The 17,570-nt window shown below is 44.1% G+C and carries 15 protein-coding genes; 11 read left to right on the forward strand and 4 right to left on the reverse strand.

Features of this window, described 5'->3' with window-relative positions; translation table 11 throughout:
* The first annotated feature begins 3 nt into the window (after positions 1-3).
* From VM802_RS25965 to VM802_RS25985, 5 genes are all read left to right on the forward strand, one after another.
* Positions 4-2,418 carry an ABC transporter permease gene (locus VM802_RS25965; RefSeq protein ID WP_325536202.1) on the forward strand — a complete coding sequence of 805 codons (2,415 nt, stop codon included), beginning with the start codon at positions 4-6 and terminating at the stop codon, positions 2,416-2,418.
* 78 nt (positions 2,419-2,496) lie between these two features.
* Positions 2,497-3,162, forward strand: a complete 666-nt coding sequence (locus VM802_RS25970; protein ID WP_325536204.1) for an ABC transporter ATP-binding protein — start codon at positions 2,497-2,499, stop codon at positions 3,160-3,162.
* Positions 3,163-3,311: 149 nt separating this feature from the next.
* A complete protein-coding gene (locus VM802_RS25975; protein WP_325536206.1) occupies positions 3,312-4,685 on the forward strand; it encodes a TolC family protein in 1,374 nt (457 codons plus the stop codon).
* A gap of 25 nt (positions 4,686-4,710) precedes the next feature.
* The gene (locus VM802_RS25980) at positions 4,711-6,090 is read left to right on the forward strand and encodes an efflux RND transporter periplasmic adaptor subunit (RefSeq protein ID WP_325536208.1); all 1,380 of its coding nucleotides are present in this window, start codon (positions 4,711-4,713) and stop codon (positions 6,088-6,090) included.
* 104 nt (positions 6,091-6,194) lie between these two features.
* On the forward strand, positions 6,195-7,223 hold the full coding sequence (locus VM802_RS25985; RefSeq protein WP_325536210.1) for an NAD(P)H-dependent glycerol-3-phosphate dehydrogenase: 1,029 nt from the start codon (positions 6,195-6,197) through the stop codon (positions 7,221-7,223).
* A gap of 85 nt (positions 7,224-7,308) precedes the next feature.
* Here VM802_RS25985 and VM802_RS25990 read toward each other — a convergent pair whose 3' ends face one another.
* Positions 7,309-7,587: a hypothetical protein gene (locus tag VM802_RS25990; protein ID WP_325536212.1), complete on the reverse strand. Its 279-nt coding sequence runs from the start codon at positions 7,585-7,587 to the stop codon at positions 7,309-7,311.
* Between the two features lie 668 nt (positions 7,588-8,255).
* On the opposite strand from VM802_RS25990, the gene VM802_RS25995 reads away from it, so the two are divergent.
* The 3 genes from VM802_RS25995 (at position 8,256) to VM802_RS26005 (ending at position 12,417) form a co-directional block, all read left to right on the forward strand.
* Positions 8,256-10,541 (forward strand): glycosyltransferase, encoded by a 2,286-nt coding sequence (locus tag VM802_RS25995; RefSeq protein ID WP_325536214.1) that lies wholly within the window; start codon positions 8,256-8,258, stop codon positions 10,539-10,541.
* A 16-nt stretch (positions 10,542-10,557) separates the two neighbouring features.
* Positions 10,558-10,920 (forward strand): response regulator, encoded by a 363-nt coding sequence (locus tag VM802_RS26000; protein ID WP_325536216.1) that lies wholly within the window; start codon positions 10,558-10,560, stop codon positions 10,918-10,920.
* 63 nt (positions 10,921-10,983) lie between these two features.
* Positions 10,984-12,417, forward strand: coding sequence for a sigma-54-dependent transcriptional regulator (locus VM802_RS26005; RefSeq protein ID WP_325536218.1), 1,434 nt, complete (start codon positions 10,984-10,986; stop codon positions 12,415-12,417).
* A 54-nt stretch (positions 12,418-12,471) separates the two neighbouring features.
* On the opposite strand, the gene VM802_RS26010 is transcribed toward VM802_RS26005, so the two are convergent.
* Entirely contained in the window at positions 12,472-13,917 is a 1,446-nt protein-coding gene (locus tag VM802_RS26010) for a hybrid sensor histidine kinase/response regulator (RefSeq protein WP_325536220.1), read from the reverse strand.
* Between the two features lie 68 nt (positions 13,918-13,985).
* On the reverse strand, positions 13,986-15,428 hold the full coding sequence (locus VM802_RS26015; protein ID WP_325536222.1) for a sensor histidine kinase: 1,443 nt from the start codon (positions 15,426-15,428) through the stop codon (positions 13,986-13,988).
* Between the two features lie 328 nt (positions 15,429-15,756).
* Here VM802_RS26015 and VM802_RS26020 point away from each other — a divergent pair, with 328 nt between their 5' ends.
* The 3 genes from VM802_RS26020 (at position 15,757) to VM802_RS26030 (ending at position 17,048) form a co-directional block, all read left to right on the forward strand.
* A complete protein-coding gene (locus VM802_RS26020) occupies positions 15,757-15,975 on the forward strand; it encodes a hypothetical protein (protein ID WP_325536224.1) in 219 nt (72 codons plus the stop codon).
* A 31-nt stretch (positions 15,976-16,006) separates the two neighbouring features.
* A complete protein-coding gene (locus tag VM802_RS26025) occupies positions 16,007-16,555 on the forward strand; it encodes a YciE/YciF ferroxidase family protein (protein ID WP_325536226.1) in 549 nt (182 codons plus the stop codon).
* 94 nt (positions 16,556-16,649) lie between these two features.
* Entirely contained in the window at positions 16,650-17,048 is a 399-nt protein-coding gene (locus tag VM802_RS26030; RefSeq protein WP_325536228.1) for a hypothetical protein, read from the forward strand.
* Here VM802_RS26030 and VM802_RS26035 read toward each other — a convergent pair.
* Complete coding sequence (locus tag VM802_RS26035) at positions 17,043-17,396, reverse strand: hypothetical protein (protein ID WP_325536230.1); 354 nt, start codon at positions 17,394-17,396, stop codon at positions 17,043-17,045. The two genes, VM802_RS26030 and VM802_RS26035, sit on opposite strands and share 6 nt — an antisense overlap.
* Positions 17,397-17,570: the final 174 nt, after the last annotated feature.

Below are 17,570 nucleotides of genomic sequence, written 5' to 3' on the forward strand. Positions count from 1 at the left end.
GGTATGCTGAAAAATCATTTTCTTGTTGCTGTCAGAAATATCTCACGTAACAGTGCTTTCTCCCTTATCAATATCCTGGGGTTGGCATTGGGAATCAGTGCTGCACTGGTTGTATTTCTGCTGGTGTTTTATGAGAACAGCTTTGATAAATTTCAGGCTGCCCAAAGACGAACCTACAGGGTGGTATCACACATCTATTTCAGTGGGGACAGCGTTTACAACAGTGGAGTATGTGTACCGCTTGCTGCGGCCGTGAAGCAGATTCCAGCAGTAGAGGATGTAATACTATTTTTTGTGGACGATATTACCGGCAGGATTACGGTAAATGGGAAAGACTTCAGAACCAGGGAAGGAGATATTGTTTATGCGGACAGATCTTATACAGATCTTATCGGTTACAGGTGGCTGTCCGGTTCGCCGGAGTCTGCGCTACAACAGCCAGATGCCATCGTGCTTACCAGTAGCCGCGCCGAAAAATACTTTCCGGGGCTGTCACCGGAAAAGATAATGGGTCGGGAAATCCTTTATGATGACACAATTCGTTTAACCGTTACCGGTATAGTTGCAGATATACCGCAGCAGACTGATTTCGGCTTTAAGGAAATCGTTTCCTCATCCACCATCTATACAAACAATTACAAGAAATATTATAATGTAGACAACTGGGATAATGTTTCTTCTTCTGTACAACTGCTATTGAAGATGAGGCACGAGGTAGATATAGATAGAATTAATGCAGCGCTTGACGCTATCAGGTATCAGGGAAAAACCAAGGATAAGAATTTCTATACAGACCAGGTTTTGCAGCCTTTGAGTATGATGCATTTTGATACCCGCTATGGCTCTTATGCACGGCTTGCAGAAACTTCGAAGCTTCGCGCGCTTGGCTGGGTCGCATTGGCATTACTACTGCTGGCCTGTATCAACTTTGTTAACCTTACCACTGCTCAGACTGCGCGCAGGGCAAAGGAAACCGGTATCCGGAAAACAATGGGTAGTACAGCAGGGCAGTTGATGGTGCAGTTTTTAAGCGAAACATTCCTGCTGACACTGCTCGCTGCGGTACTTTCACTTATAATGGCGCCATTGCTTATTTTCTTTTTTAGGTCTTTTCTACCTGAAGGGTTTTCTCACATACAATTATATCACTGGCAGGTACCAGTATTCCTTTTACTGATGGTTATTGTGATAACACTTATATCAGGTATTTATCCGGCGGCTGTACTAACCAGGTTTCAACCGGTAACGGTACTGAAAACGCAGACCAATTCCACCGGAGGGCGGTTATGGGTACGCAAAACGCTGACTGTTTCGCAGTTTATGGTGGCCCAGTTTTTTATTATTGCTACACTGGTGGTGAGTAAACAGGTACATTTCTCACTGAACACGGATCTGGGTTTCAGGAAGGATGCGATTATTACGGTTAAGACGCCATTTCGGGATACAAATGAGGATAAACGTAGGACACTGAAGGAAAAAATAGCCAATATCCCGGGGGTGGAACTTGTGAGTATGGGGAATCAATCGCCCATAATAAGCGGATTTATGACATCTATATTTAATTATAAGGATGGTAAAAAGGAGTTTTCCAGGAACCTGGAAATGCGTTATGGTGATAGTAATTATACAAAGGTGTATCAGCTCAGGGTTATAGCGGGTAGAAATCTGCAAACGCCCAAAGACAGCACAGGAGAGTGGCTGATGAATGAAAATGCCGTAAAAGCCTTTGGATTCAGCAATCCACGGGATATAATAGGAAAGGTGATTGAGAGTAACCCTGTTGTGGGGGTGGTGAAGAATTTTAACTCCACCAGTATGAGTAAAAGTATACCTGCGCTCGCCATTGGTAATGGCCCTGTAAATAAATACCAAACCCTGCATATCCAGCTTGGGGGGCCTGGTAAAAATGCTGCTGTCTGGAAAGAGGCAATTACAGGGATGGAAAAAGCCTGGAATGAGGTGTACACGAAAGAACCATTCAGTTATAATTTTCTTGATAAGTCCATCGAAGCACTTTACGAAAGTGAGCGAGACACGGCAGTGCTGCTAAACTGGTGCGCTGGTATTGCATTTTTTATCAGCGCGCTGGGGCTGCTGGGGTTGGTAATTTATACTACTAACCAGCGTACCAGAGAAATAGGTATCCGTAAGATACTGGGAGCTACTGTCTGGCAGATGATTACACTGCTTACAAAAGACTTTATGAAGCTCGTAGGTATTGCTTTCGTACTGGTGATACCGTTAGCCTGGTGGGCCATGCATAACTGGCTCCAATCATATGTATATCGTACCTCTCTCAGCTGGTGGGTGTTTGCCGTAGGTGGTATGAGCATGACACTACTGGCGTTGGTAACGATGAGCTTCAAAACAGTAAGGGCGGCATTGGACAATCCTGTTAATGCATTAAAGTCAGAATAATTTTCCGGCCATTTGCAATTATATTGCTTACCGGTTCATGAAGACATAAAGTAAAAAGTTAAGAAAAAAATAATAAACATGATTGAGTTGCAGAAAATATCCAAACATTACCCTGTGGGATTTGGTAAGAATGATATACTGAAAGATGTAGACCTTACTATAAAAGAAGGGGAATTTGTTTCTGTGATGGGGCCATCAGGTTCCGGAAAATCCACACTGCTGCATATTATGGGCTTGCTGGAGGAGCCTTCCGGCGGGGAGTACTATTTCCAGGGCGAGCGTGTGGATAAAATGAATGAGAAAAAACGTACGCAGCTTCACCGTGGTGCTATCGGTTTTGTGTTTCAGGCATACCATTTAATAGATGAACTGACCGTTTATGAAAATATTGAAACCCCATTGTTGTATAAAAATGTTTCTTCTTCAGAAAGAAAAAGCCGGGTTGCCGATGTACTGGATAGGTTCAATATAGTAGCCAAGAAAGATCTCTTCCCCAATCAGCTTTCTGGCGGGCAGCAGCAATTGGTAGGTATTGCGAGGGCTATCGTTGCTGAGCCCCGTGTAATACTGGCTGACGAGCCAACCGGTAACCTGCATTCAGACCAGGCCAAGGTGATCATGGAGCTGTTTAAACAGCTGAATCAGCAGGATAATATCACCATTATTCAGGTTACACACTCTGATGTTAATGCTACTTATGGCAATCGTATCATCCGGATTCATGACGGGAGAATCATGGAATAATAAAACGGTTCTCTTTTAATCAAATCTGTAAAAAAAAGAGTATGTTGTACACTCGATTGGTAAGGTATGGTGCCATACCTACTAAAATTTTGCCTTTTATCACGAAGGGTGAAAAAGTATCATCACAATTATTATATTTTTGGCATGTTATGAGAAAATCCCAAATTACAGGAGTGATCCTGTTCTTATTCATGTTTGCTAACATAACACCGGCTGTAGCGCAGGATACGTGGAGTTTGAAACGTTGTGTGGATTATGCCTTGCAAAATAATCTGACAGTAAAACAACAGGAAGTGCAGAAACGCCTTGCTGATCTTACGTATCGGCAAAGCCTTCTTTCTCAGGTGCCAGGAGCGAATGCGAGTGTATTCGCAGGGTACTCTGACGGTCGTGCTCCCAGTATCACGGACAATACCTATGTTAACCAATCTATTTTTAACTCAAACGGTAATTTAAATGTAGGGGCAGATTTGTTCAACTTCTTTTCCAAAAGAAATACGATAGCGGCCAACAGATATGACGCAGAGGCAAACAGTTTCCTGTTACAGAAAGCGCGTAACGACCTCGCCTTTAATGTTGCAACAGCCTTTCTGCAGATTCTGTTGAATAATGAAACAGTAAAGATCAACGAGAACCAGGTGAGTACCACCCGGTCCAACCTTGAGAACACAAAGAAGCTGGTGATTGCGGGCTCTGTGCCTGAAAGCAACCAGGCTGACCTGGAAGCCCAGCTCGCACAAGACAGTACGAGCCTGGTAACTGCTCAAAACAACGTAACGTTGTCTATCCTTCAGATGAAAGCGTATCTTAACCTCGGTTTTGATATTCCTTTCCTGCCGGAGGTTCCTGAGAACGTAGGGCAGCTGGCTCTTACCCCGTTGGCAGAGATGTCACCTGAAATGGTTTATAGTGCGGCGCTCACTTCTTATCCTCAGACGAAATCTGATGCCCTGAAGATTAAAAGCGCTACTAAAGCGTATCAGTCAGCCCAGGGGCAACTTTATCCTACGTTGAGTATCGGAGGTGGACTTTCAGCGGGCTATGCCAATAACTTCTTTGAAAGAGATCCATTAAACCCTACCGCTCCTCCCAAGTTGGTACCTTTCGGCAAGCAGCTCGATAATACTTTCAATAAGAATATCGGACTTACGCTGAAGATCCCTATTTTAAGCGGCTGGCAGCAACGGACCACTGTGTCGAAAGCTAAGATCAACATTTACAGCCAGGAACTTCAAAGAGACCTGAACAATCAGAAACTCAGGCAAGATATCTATACCGCTCATACCAATGCCGTAGCTGCGTTGCAGAAATTCATCGCTTCCTCCAAAGGCGTGGATGCTGCACAAAAAGCCTATGACTTCGCCACCAAACGGTTTAACCTCGGCCTCATGAACACCATTGATTATATCACGACCCAATCAAAATTGTTCAAGGCACAAACAGAAAAAGTATCTGCTCAATACGATTATATCTTTAAAATGAAATTGCTGGAATTCTACAGGGATCAAAAAATATCTTTGTAGCAGCTCCAGGAAATACAACTGCTTTATGAAGAAGAAGAAACTTTATTGGCTCATAGGCATTCTTGGTTCACTCGTTATTTTATTCCTCGTATTAAAAGCATCGGGGGTTATTGGTAAAGAAGAAGGGCTGAATGTTGCTGTAGATAAAGCCGCAAGAAAAAACATCACAGAGGTAGTAACCGCCAGCGGAAAAATTTACCCTGAAATTGAAGTAAAAGTAAGCTCCGATGTATCCGGTGAGATTACTGAACTCAACGTACTCGAGGGCGACTCCGTAAAGAAAGGCCAGGTATTGGCACGCATATACGGAGATATTTACGGCTCTATGGTGGATAAAGCCATGGCTTCTGTAAGTCAGTCGCAAGCACAGCTGGCCAATAGCGCCGCCGGCCTCAATGCATTCAAGGCTAAACTTGAACAGAACAAAGCAGCCTACCTTCGTAACAAAGAGCTGCTCAGCCAGAAAGTAATATCCAGGGTTGAGTTTGAAACTTCAGAAGCTGCCTATCTTTCCTCGCAAGCGGATTACAACGCTGCTGTGCAACAGATCAACAGCGGAAAATATGGCGTACAGAGCGCCCAGGCCAACCTGAATGAAGCTAATAAGAATCTCGGCCGTACTACCATCATGGCTCCCATGAACGGCATCGTATCCTTGCTTTCTGTTAAGAAAGGTGAACGCGTGGTAGGTACTGCACAGATGACCGGTACTGAAATGCTTCGCATTGCTGATCTGAGCCGGATGGAAGTTCAGGTGGACGTTGGTGAAAACGATATTCCTAAAGTAAAATACGGAGATACTGCCCTGATAGAAGTAGATGCTTACAATAACCGTCGCTTCAAAGGGATAGTAACACAGATAGCCAGTTCCAGTAAAGGTGCTGCTGCTGCCACCGCCAGTGGTACTTCCGGCAGCTCTGCGGAGCAGGTGACCAGCTATATTGTGCATATCCGTATTCTGCCCGATAGCTATAAAGACCTGATCACTTCACAATCATACAAGGCATTTCCTTTCCGCCCCGGTATGAGTGCCAGTGTGGATATTCAGACAAGACATGTAAATAATGTTCTGTCTATTCCTATCAATTCAGTAACTACCAGGGATACCACCAGCAACGAAAAGAAACCCGCACAGGAAGAGGATAACACTACGCCCGGCTCTTCAGCCAACACGAAACCCGACCTCAATGAAGTGGTGTTCGTGTTGCAGAAAGATAATTCCGTGAAGATGGTGTCAGTAACAACCGGTCTTCAGGACGATACCAATATCCAGATCCTCTCCGGCCTCAATGAAGGCGACCAGGTGATCAGTGCACCATACAGCGCTGTATCACGTACACTGGCCAATGGTAAGAAGGTGAAAGTCGTGCCTAAAGCACAGCTCTTCGAAGGACAATCCAAATAAAATAAATCATTAGCAGTAAGGTGTCAGCCATCAGTTATATCAACTGATGGCTGACACCTTACTGCTAATAGCTATTTTTGCTACCTTGCGTTAAATTTTGCATTGTGAGCAAGGAAAACAGTATCGGTATTATCGGGAGTGGCAGCTGGGCCACTGCACTGGCTAAAATATTAACTGACAACGGTCAGCATATCCACTGGTGGATCAGGAATGAAGATACCATCCGGCATATGCAGCAGCGTCATCACAACAAGCATTATCTTACTTCTGTCTATTTTGATACCAGTTTATTGTCGCTTAGCAACAACCTTTCATCAGTAGTAGAGGCTTGCGATGAACTGGTCCTGGCTGTGCCTTCGGCCTTCCTCGAAGATGTGCTGGAGCAATTGCCTGCAACAGCATTACAACAGAAGAAGATCATTTCTGCTATCAAGGGGCTGGTGCCGGGTAGCAACACACTTATTAATGAATACCTCGCAACACGTTTTGGATTACCGTTAACTCAATACTTTACTATTACAGGTCCGTGTCATGCGGAGGAAGTGGCGAATGAAAAGTTGTCGTACCTTACTTTTTCAGGTGTGGAGCAGGACGTAGCACAACGTATAGCCGACAGATTTACAGGTAATTACCTGCAAACTATTGTAAATACAGATGTGATAGGAGTGCAGCTGGCGGCAGTGCTGAAAAATATCTATGCGTTGGGCGCCGGTATTGCACACGGACAGGAGTATGGAGATAACTTTCTCAGTGTGTTTATCACGAATTGTTTTCGTGAAATGCAGGCTTTCCTGGAACAATATGAGGCATATAAGGCCAATGTGCAGGGAATGCCGGCAATAGTACATAATTATAGTGCCAGTGCATACCTCGGCGATTTGTTGGTAACCTGTTATTCGCTGCACAGCCGTAACCGTACTTTCGGCAATATGATCGGGAAGGGGTACAGTGTAGTAGCGGCTCAACTGGAGCTGAATATGATTGCAGAGGGGTACTATGCCAGCAAGTGTATGTACGAGATGAACAAGGCCATAGGAGCCTATATGCCGGTTGGCCAGGCAGTGTACAATATCTTGTGGCAGCATGTGCATCCTGCAGAAGCATTTATGGCGCTGGAGAAAGGCTTCATCTAACGCTTTGCGGAACATACCGGGGAGTATTCCCCGGTATGCAGGAGCATGATACTGTTTTATAAAAGACTATGGAAAGTAGTATTTATCAGCAATCTTCGTAATCATCGTAATTATCTTCTCCCGTTTTCACAATTGCCTTCACATTGGGAAAATATTGTTTGATGAGGGACGTGATCTTCTCAGACAGATAATCATTTAATACCGGGCCCTCATAGTATTCTACTTCATTGGTTACATCAGAAATAATATATTCTGTTATCGTTCTGTCAATAACCGCCTGGAACCTTCTCTCCTTATTTACTTTTCTGAGATTGATTTTGGTTGGAATGCCATCGACATTCAGAGTACAAGCAATGTTACGCATAAACACCTGTCGTTTTTGAGTTGAGAAATGTGGACACTAACTGGTTAATGGCTTTTTGTGGTTTACTTGAGACTTAGATATGGTTTGTTCTCGCTAAAATAAGCAAGATTGAACAATAAGCAAAATTGTTTATTAATGTATATTTATTGTGTGATAATTGCGCTGCGAAAAGTAACGTGTATATAGAATGGTGAATAATATCGAATCATTTTGACGAAGCCCTTCTTTCTCGACTGTAATAATTATTATTTATTTTTTTTGTTAATCAAATCTTAACAAGGGTATTTTCTGGAAAAAAATAGTGACATGCCGCCAGATCCTTACTTTTTGCAATCCAGTTGGGATATTGCATGAAAAAAGGGGGTTCCGGGTAAGAAATGACCATGATAGAACCAGCATCAGTATTGGATTAGCGGAGTATAGGTGGACTTGATGCGGAGATGATCCGGATATGATGTTGCCGAAAACAGGGGGAATCGGATCTGGATAAGTTTCAATTTGAATCCTGGGGAGCCCGGCCAGAAAACTGTAGAAATTAATCCCCGGTTTTTATCGACCTCTGAGCCGGGCGCCTGTATGCACTGTGTTGGATTGATATTTGAAATTATCCCATGTCCCGGCCTGGTTGAAATTGCCTGGAAATGATTTGTGTACTAAAACCGTGACCCATGACTAAGACGTTGCTTTTTGTTGCATCTTACCCCCCAAGAGAGTGTGGTATAGCTACTTTTGCGCAGGATTTGGTAAATGCACTACTTAAAAGTTTTGAAGGTAGGTTGAAAATTAAAGTCTGCGCATTACAGGAAGCTGGAAAACCTCCACAACAGAAGCAACACCCTATAACTTACACCGTTGATCCATTCGATATAGATAGCTGCATTGCTTTTGCTCACCGGGTGAATGAAAGTCTTGAAATAGATCTGCTTTGTTTTGAGCACGAATTTGGCCTCTATGGCGGAGAATACGGCCATAATCTCCTGGCTATGCTGTCACTGCTGGATAAGCCTTTTATAGTGCGTTTTCACACTGTACTTCCATTTCCTGATGAAAAATGCAGGAAGGTAGTAAGCCTTATCAGTACACTGGCGGCCAAAGTAACAGTAATGACACATGCCTCAGCCAATCTGTTGCAGGAAGTGTATCATGTGCCGGCAGAAAAAATTGTGCATATACCTCATGGCACACATGCGCATATTGTGGAAGATAAAACAGCGTTGAAAAGACAACTTGACCTTGAGGGTAAAATAGTACTCAGCACCTTTGGGCTGATCAGTGAAAACAAAGGACTGGAAACGGGGATCAGGGCAATGAAGGAAATCGTGAAACATTATCCTGATGTTATTTATCTGGTACTCGGAAAAACACATCCTGTGATATTTGCACGTGAAGGAGAGAAATACCGTGAATCACTGGAATCACTGGTGAAAGAATCCAGCCTGGAAGACAATGTAAGATTTGTAAATTCATATCTTACGCTCGATACACTGCTGGATTATTTATCTGTTACAGATATTTATCTTTTTACGTCGAGAGATCCGCACCAGGCAGTGAGTGGAACCTTTGTATATGCCATGAGCGCGGGTTGCGCTATTATCTCCACCGCATTTGTACAGGCCAGGGAAATGCTGGAAGCCAGCAACTGCGGATGTCTCATTGATTTCAACGATGCAGCACAGCTGGCTGTAACTGCCATTGACCTGCTCGGCGACCCAGAAAGAAGGACGGCCATGAGCCTCTGTGCCATTGAGAAAACACGTAGTTCTATCTGGGACAATGTAGCGCTTGCCCATATGTCTATGTTCAGCGAAGTGCTCTCTGAAGAAAAAGTACTGATGCCTAACTTACCACCTCCTTACCTCGATCATATAGACCGGATGACAGATGAATTCGGGATGCTTCAGTTTTCGAAGCATGATATCCCCGATCCGGCTTCCGGCTACACACTTGACGACAATGCCCGGGCATTAATAGTCATGTGTATGTATTGTAATGAAATCAGGCCTAACAGCTTTGTAAATGCGCTTCTGCGCAAATACATCAACTTTATATCATACTGTCATCGCCCTTCCGGAAGATTCTTAAACTATGTAAATATAGAAGGAAGCTTTACGGAAATGAATGAAGAGGTTAACCTGGAAGATGCCAACGGACGTGCGTTGTGGGCATTGGGATACGTGATGTATTCTCACCGCAATCTCCCGTTTGATATTGTGCAGGAAGCATTTGCTATGTTCAGGCCATGTATGCGCTGGGTGATGGAGCTATCGTCTCCACGCGGCATTGCCTTTGCGATCAAGGGTTTATATTATTTCCTGCAATACCGGAAAAATACAGAGGCAGAACAGCTGCTTCGCAGCCTGGCGGAAAAATTGTATGCGTTATACCAGGTGGAAGCTGACGAGAAATGGGAATGGTATGAATCCTACCTCACCTACGGTAATGCTGTACTGCCTGACGCAATGATGCTGGCCTATGAATTGACCCGTGAGGAAGCCTACCGAAAGGCTGCAGAACATAGCCTGGAATTTCTGTGCAGCAGAACATTTACCGATGGATATATGAAACTTATCAGTAATAAAACATGGTTCCATAAGGGAGATCCGGATTTGCAACCAGAAACAGGAGGTGAGCAATCTATAGAAGTAGCTTATACAATGTTGGCATTCCACACATTTTATAATACCACCAAAAATCTATTGTATCTTGAAAAAATGCGTGTTGCTTTCAGTTGGTACCTGGGTAATAATCACCTGAAACAACTGATCTATAACCCACTTACCTTTGGATGCTATGATGGTCTGGAGCAGAATAACGTCAACCAGAACCAGGGAGCCGAATCTACAGTGTGTTACCTGATCGCCAGGCTTTTGATGGAACAATGGAATAAGCACAAATACATTTATGCTACAACGAAAAAAGGCAGCCTGGAACCCGAAAGGGTCAGCTCCAACTGAAGTTAATAGTAAGACGATGAAAGATCCCTGTATACTGATCATTGACGACGAACCAGACATATGCAGGTTATTGCAGCGTAGTCTTGTTAGGCATGGATACAATGTGAAATACGTTCATGCACTGAATGAAGGCCTGCAATATCTTCAGAAACAACAGCCTGATTTGCTGTTCCTGGATATTCACCTGCCTGATGGTTCTGGTCTGGATGCTCTGCCAGCAATAAAACAAAGCTGCCCTGGCCTGCGCGTGATAACGATAAGTGCATATGACAATGGGCTGGAAAAGCAAAAAGCACTCAACGCAGGGGCTATGTATTTCCTTGCTAAACCCTTTAGTGTAAAGCATGTTGATGCCCTCATCGGGAACATAAAAAGTTGAGCAGACGCATTATTATTAGTAACTTTAAATTGTGTAACGGAACGCCACGAATATTAGAGAAATATGAAAAATATCCTGATCGTTGATGATGAAATAAATATCTGTACGCTCCTGAGTAAATTTCTGGGCAAGCATGGCTTTGACGTGGAAACGACCATGACCGGAAGTGGTGCGTTGAAACTGATGAAAGAGAAGAAGTTTGATCTGGTGTTGTGTGACTACAGGCTTAAAGATACTGACGGTGCACAGTTGCTGCAGGATATCCGCCAGATCAACCCTTATACGATAGTAATTATCATAACCGGTTATACAGATGTAAGGGTGGCAGTTGAAATGGTAAAGAACGGAGCTTACGATTATCTTTCGAAGCCATTGTACCCGGACGAAATCCTGAACCTGGTGCACAAAGCATTTGCACACAAAGAGTCTGAGATGGAACGCATGGCTGTTCGGCCAATAGAAACGGCCAGCGTACCTGAAGCCCGTGAAACATTACTCTCACGCAATTTGAATGATAAGAACGATAAGTATGTGTATGGTGAGGGTGAAAATTCAAAAGAACTTATCCGGCAGATTAAACTGGTGGCGCCTACAGATTACAGTGTGATCATCTTTGGTGAAACCGGTACGGGTAAGGAATCGGTAGCGCATCTCATTCACCACCATAGCAAACGTAATACACAGCCCTTTGTAGCGCTGGACTGCGGCAGCCTTTCCAAAGAACTGGCCGCCAGTGAACTGTTCGGACATGAGAAAGGAGCTTTCACCGGCGCCATCAATACCAAGATAGGCGCCTTTGAACAGGCCCAGGGCGGCACGCTCTTCCTGGATGAGATTTCTAATCTGTCGTATGATATACAAGTGGCCCTGCTCCGCGTATTACAGGAGAAGCTGATCCGCCGTGTAGGTAGCCTGAAGGAAATTCCAGTGGACGTGCGTATCATCGTGGCTTCTAATGAAAAGCTGTCTGAATCCGTACAACGCGGTAAATTCAGGGAAGATCTTTTCCACCGCTTCAATGAATTCACTATCTACATCCCGCCGCTGCGTGAACGCACAGAAGACCTGCCACTGTTTGTGGAAGCATTCATCAGACAGGTGGAAGGAGAGCTGGAGAAAAGCTGTGGCAAAATCTCACCGGAAGTATGGGAGTGTTTCCAACAGTATAACTGGCCAGGAAATATCAGGGAGCTGAAAAACGTGATTAGGCGCGCTTGTCTGCTTACGCCTGAAATGCAGGAGATTACTATGTCTGCACTGCCATTGGAAATGAAAGAATCATTTCAGCAGATTACTGAAGAAATGCCTGGGGGTGCAGATATGGCTATCATCACCAACGACAATGATCTCAAAACCGTTGCCTTGCAGGCAGAATACAATAAGATTATCAATGTACTCAAAGAAGTAAAATATAATAAAACAAAGGCTGCGCAATTGCTTAATATCGACCGCAAAACACTCTACAACAAGCTTCGTCTGCTCAACATAAATTACTGAGTTTGTTTTTATCTGGCTATCCGGAAATCAAATAGCCAGATACCACATAAAAGGTCAAATAGCGCCAAGGGGAAAGGTAATAGTGAATACTGTACCTTTCCCCTGTTCACTGTCTACGTGAATGGTTCCCTTATGATTCAGCAATATGTTCTGGGTGCTGGTAAGTCCTAACCCGGTGCCTTTTGATTTACTTGTATAGAAAGGATCAAAGAGGCGGGGTAGTTTATCCTGTGGAATACCTATGCCATTGTCCACGATCCTGACCTGCACCTTATCATGATTTTGTACGCTCGCTACTGTCAGGATACCTCTACCGGGTACCATAGCCTCTATGGCATTGATAATAATGTTCAGTAGGGCAATCACAATTTTTTCTTTGTCTGCATTTATCAGTGGATCCGGAGTTGCAAGCTCTTTGTGCAGTGTCATCTCATGAAGTTGCAAGCGGTCCTGGGCAAGTTCCAGGGCGCTTTCAATAAGATGATTGATGCCATACTGCGAAGGATGCAGCTCAATCATGCGGGTACTGTGCAGCAGCTCTGTGATCAGCTGGTTGATGCGGGTACAATTCCGTTCAATGATGTCTGTATATAGCGCAGTCTCGCTTTCCGGAGCCGTTTCTTCTTCTTCCTCTTTAAACTGGCTTACTGCCAGCAGTATGTTGGTCAGCGGGTTTCTCACTTCATGGGCAATTACCCTGGCGATACGCCCGGTGATGACAAATTTCTCCTGGTGTTGCTTTTCCTGTTCTTCTCTCTTTTTTTCTGTAATATCCTGGATAACGCATAGAAAAATCTGTGCCGTTTCATCAAGGATAGCAGTATTGATCAGGACTACCAGTTTTTTATTTTCCTTTGTTTTAAATTCATACTCTTTTGCAGAAGAATTATTGCTACCTATACAGTTGAGGAATTCAAAACCTTGTTCTGCAGACATAAACAGCTCGCTGAGATGAAGCTGCAATATCTCTTCCTTGGAATACTGCATGGTCCTTAATGCTGCAGGGTTGGCATCCACAATGTTTTTGTTGCCATCCGCAAGAATGATCAGGTCGTGAGCTTTTTCAAAGATGCCGAAATACTTTCTTTCACTTTCTTCGATGGTCCGGAGGTGGCTGTATTCATCCAATGCATAACGGATGGACCTTTCGAGCAAATCGGCAGTGATCTCCCCCTTCACGAGGTAATCGTAAGCACCAGCCAGCATTGCTTCCCGGTCAATAGCGTAGTCGCCCTTCCCGGTCAGCATAATGACAGGCATCTGATAGTGCATCTGTTGAAAGTGATGCAGGATATCAAGGCCTGTATTGGGGCCTAGCCGATAGTCGACCAGGAAGACGTCATGTGTTCTGCGGTCAATCGCCTCAATGGCTTTCTGAAAGGTTGGCGCCCACTCCAGTTCGTACTGACCAGGGGATATGTCACGCAATAGTTCTGTTACCAGAAAAAAATCATCTTCGTCATCATCTATCATTAATACTTGAATCGGACGTTCACTCATCTGAAAAAAATTGGGAAGTTGGTCAATCAGCACAATTTTCCACAGCAATAAAAATGCTAGTTTTCTCTTCAGCCGTGAATATCGATGCTGTTGCCCTGCATGAGTGGCAATATGATCACAAAAGTGGAGCCTTTACCAGGATAACCATAGGCCATGATATAACCGTTGTGGCTGTCAACAATCTTTTTGCAGATGGCTAGCCCGATGCCTGTGCCTGTATATTCGCTGATGCCATGAAGCCGCTGGAATATGAGGAAGATCCGTTCCGCAAAGGTCTGATCAAAACCGATTCCGTTATCTTCAATACTAATGCGACAGAACGGTGTATCCCAGCGGTTTTCCTTTACAAAGCCCAATTCTTTCCCTGGGAGGATCTCATGATGTATATTGATCTCCAGCAGACGATCAGGGTTGGAGAATTTAATGGCGTTGGCGAGCAGGTTCTGAAACAGCTGATGAAAGGACGTAGCACTTCCTTCAATGACGGGAAGTGTATCATATTTTACGACAGCATTTTTCTCGTCCAGCGTTACTTCCAGGTCGCTGAGTACTTCCTGTAACAGGACGTTCATATCCACGCTGGTGATGTTTTCCGGCATGATGCGCCCTGCACGTGAAAATATCAGCAGATCGTTGATCAGTACGCGCATGCGGGATACTGCGGATACCATACGATCTATCAGCTGTGTGGCGTCGGAAGGAAGCTGGTCGCGGTACTTCATCTGCAGGCGGTCGCTGAAGGTGGATATTTTCCGCAGTGGTTCCTGAAGATCATGTGATGCAACGTAGGCAAACTGTTCCAGCTCCTGGTTGCTTTTATTCAGCAGTGAAATATTCTGTTGCAGATCGCGTTGGTAAGATTTCATCTTGCTCTCAATATGCATCTGTAGCTTGAATTCCCGTGTGAGTATCACATAGGAATAAATACCGATCAGGATAGCTACCAGTGAAGAAATAAATATCACCGGCACCCATAGTACAGAGAAGAAATGAAACTGCGCAGATTTTTTGTGTATCTGTGTATCCTCAATATGCTGCATATCCAGCACTTTCCGGGCGAGGCGGTCCATAGACCTTTCGCCTTCCTTTACAGAGGTTTGTTGTTTTTCGTCAGTACTGTTGTGATTATGACTGCCCGCAATCAGTTGTTGATATTTGACCGTGAGCAGCTGGTGCAGGGTATCCAGGTGCCATTGCTGTCGGGGATTTTCAGCAGTTACTTGGCGGAGCAGGTTATATTCTGCTTCTATCTGTCTGCAACGTTGTTCCATGCTGGGGGCCAGGAAGGCGCTGTCTTTGGTGAGGTTATAACCTCTCAGCGCTGCTTCGGCTTCCTGGAGCTGTTTAGTGATTACATCAAGGCGTTTGGAGACCTCTATTGCATGAGTAAGCCGACCTGCATTGTCAAGGAGATTTTTGGCAACGAGATAAGAGAATACGGATGCGGCTATGATTACAGTTAATGCAATGAAGAAACCGACACGTATTTTTTTGTGAACTGAGAGATGCATTTATTTAACGAAAATATATTTTCAGGGAAAGTGTTTCAAGTTACTATTTATAAGGCAGATTCAAACTAAAAATTATATGATATCTGTATGTACACGATAATTACCTGAGCAACATTTTCTACATAGTGCCATTAATTTCTACGGCGCTTGCGAACGCAACAGAACACTGTTAAACGAGTACAGCGGGCGTTGGCCTGATGCGGCTTAAATCCTTTATGGGTGAGCATTTTGGTGCTTTTTTAGTGTGAGTGGATGCCTGGAACCCGGCATTGGAATGAACTTTGATTTTTTTTGGTAGTTCTTTATCTATATAAAAAACAAAAAGATTATGAGCGATTCCAATAAAAATAACCCTGGCAAGGAGCCTACTCCCGATAAGCAACAACCTGGAAAAACAGATCCTCCGCCAGTGCAACCCTCTCCGGATAAACCAGAGATAGAACCAACTCCGGAAAAGGTGCCAGAGGAAGTTCCGGACAGGGAAGTACCAAGAAAACCTGCTGACCCTCAGTCTGAGCAGGCTTTTAACAGAAAATCACCTGATTAATAATATTTACTGATCTAAAAAATTTAATACCATGCCTACTTCGAAATTCACCGGAAAACAGTCTAAAACCAGTGGCGGTAATGCAAATGAAACCAGGTTCCATAATTTGTTTATGGATGAACTGAAAGACATTTATTGGGCAGAGAAGAACCTCATAAAAACATTACCCAAAATGCAGAAGGCCGCTACATCCAGTGAGTTGGCAGAAGCTATTGCTACGCATCTGGAAGAAACCCAAGGCCATGTATCAAGACTGGAAAAGATTTTCGAGATGATGGGTAAGAAGGCACAGCGCAAAAAATGCGAAGCGATGGAAGGCCTCATTGCAGAAGGACAAACTGTACTGGAAGATACTGAAGAAGACAGCATGGTGAGGGACGCGGGGATTATTATCTCTGCTCAGGAGATAGAGCATTACGAAATAGCTGCTTATGGAAGTCTGCGTACATTGGCGGCGCTGATGGGGCACAATGAAGCGGCAAAGCTGCTGGAACAGACATTACAGGAAGAAAAACATGCAGACAGCACGCTTACTGAAGTGGCAGAATCCTCAGTAAACGAGGCTGCCTTGCGGGAATAAGATAAATGCCATATGGCAGATCCGGTTATAGTTGTTGTTAAATAGAAAACTGCAAAAAGGTTCCTGTATTAATTTCCAGGGACCTTTTATTTTTATGCAGAAGTCACAACCTCAGAAACCACAGCGTCCTGCCCGGAAACAACTGCGGCAGCCTTCACTGGACAGATACTGCATCCAAATGGGGGAGGTTGTCAGTGCGCTGAACCTGCTGGCTGATCTGGAGCCCTTTGCCACACTGACGGAGTATCGCCGAAATATTGTGGAAATTATAGACAATGTTGCGTGCAAACCGGGGAATACACGCGCGGTATGCAGAAAATATTATATCCATCCCCGAGTACTGGAAACGTATGAAAGCGGCCGCCTGACGCCATGGTTGGAAAAAGTACAGGCTGCCCGTAAAGCAGCAACCCCACCGGATGCAGGGTTGCATGCAGATGAAAAAGTGTTGTTACAATTTCTTTCAAAAGAGGCAGCATTATGTTTTTTATAGTTTTGCAAATAATAACTGGTCTTCCCGGTCTTCTACCCTTATTTTCTGAATAAATTCGTCAAAACCAGCTTCTTCATGCGAGCTATATACCCCATAAGCGTCCAGGATATAGCTTTTGTCTCCGTCCTTATCCTCCAATATGTATAAAATTGATGAGTCGGACGGATCTGATTCTCCCTCAAAGCGATATGTTTTAATGATAGTAAGATCTTCCGGATTGTAAATCTTCTGCCTGTCAGGAGACTGCATCCGGCCATGATCACTCATTTTCAGCTCATGATCATAGTCCCGTTCATGTAACTTCTCCAGTACGCGGGTTAAGGTCGTCATTTCTCCAGGTTTTTCCATAAAACAGTATTTGGTTATTGTCCTAAAAACCAAAATTTATGCCGCGGTGTTTTATATGAACAAGGCCACTATGGTATCATTTGTGTTGATTAATTCATTACTAAAACTGTTACATTATGCGTTCTATATGGTCAGGATCAATAGGTTTCGGACTGGTGAATATACCGGTGAAAC

Origin of the sequence: Chitinophaga sp., from assembly GCF_035538455.1 — a bacterium.
GTDB lineage: Bacteria > Bacteroidota > Bacteroidia > Chitinophagales > Chitinophagaceae > Chitinophaga.

Bases quoted from the DNA above. Each gene is read 5' to 3' on its own strand.
- VM802_RS25970 (WP_325536204.1), top strand. From the start codon at position 2,497: ATGATTGAGTTGCAGAAAATATCCAAACATTACCCTGTGGGATTTGGT.
- VM802_RS26015 (WP_325536222.1), bottom strand. From the start codon at position 15,428: ATGCATCTCTCAGTTCACAAAAAAATACGTGTCGGTTTCTTCATTGCA.
- VM802_RS25990 (WP_325536212.1), bottom strand. From the start codon at position 7,587: ATGCGTAACATTGCTTGTACTCTGAATGTCGATGGCATTCCAACCAAA.
- VM802_RS26020 (WP_325536224.1), top strand. From the start codon at position 15,757: ATGAGCGATTCCAATAAAAATAACCCTGGCAAGGAGCCTACTCCCGAT.
- VM802_RS26030 (WP_325536228.1), top strand. From the start codon at position 16,650: ATGCAGAAGTCACAACCTCAGAAACCACAGCGTCCTGCCCGGAAACAA.
- VM802_RS25965 (WP_325536202.1), top strand. From the start codon at position 4: ATGCTGAAAAATCATTTTCTTGTTGCTGTCAGAAATATCTCACGTAAC.
- VM802_RS25980 (WP_325536208.1), top strand. From the start codon at position 4,711: ATGAAGAAGAAGAAACTTTATTGGCTCATAGGCATTCTTGGTTCACTC.
- VM802_RS26005 (WP_325536218.1), top strand. From the start codon at position 10,984: ATGAAAAATATCCTGATCGTTGATGATGAAATAAATATCTGTACGCTC.
- VM802_RS26010 (WP_325536220.1), bottom strand. From the start codon at position 13,917: ATGAGTGAACGTCCGATTCAAGTATTAATGATAGATGATGACGAAGAT.
- VM802_RS26000 (WP_325536216.1), top strand. From the start codon at position 10,558: ATGAAAGATCCCTGTATACTGATCATTGACGACGAACCAGACATATGC.
- VM802_RS25995 (WP_325536214.1), top strand. From the start codon at position 8,256: ATGACTAAGACGTTGCTTTTTGTTGCATCTTACCCCCCAAGAGAGTGT.
- VM802_RS26035 (WP_325536230.1), bottom strand. From the start codon at position 17,396: ATGGAAAAACCTGGAGAAATGACGACCTTAACCCGCGTACTGGAGAAG.
- VM802_RS26025 (WP_325536226.1), top strand. From the start codon at position 16,007: ATGCCTACTTCGAAATTCACCGGAAAACAGTCTAAAACCAGTGGCGGT.
- VM802_RS25975 (WP_325536206.1), top strand. From the start codon at position 3,312: ATGAGAAAATCCCAAATTACAGGAGTGATCCTGTTCTTATTCATGTTT.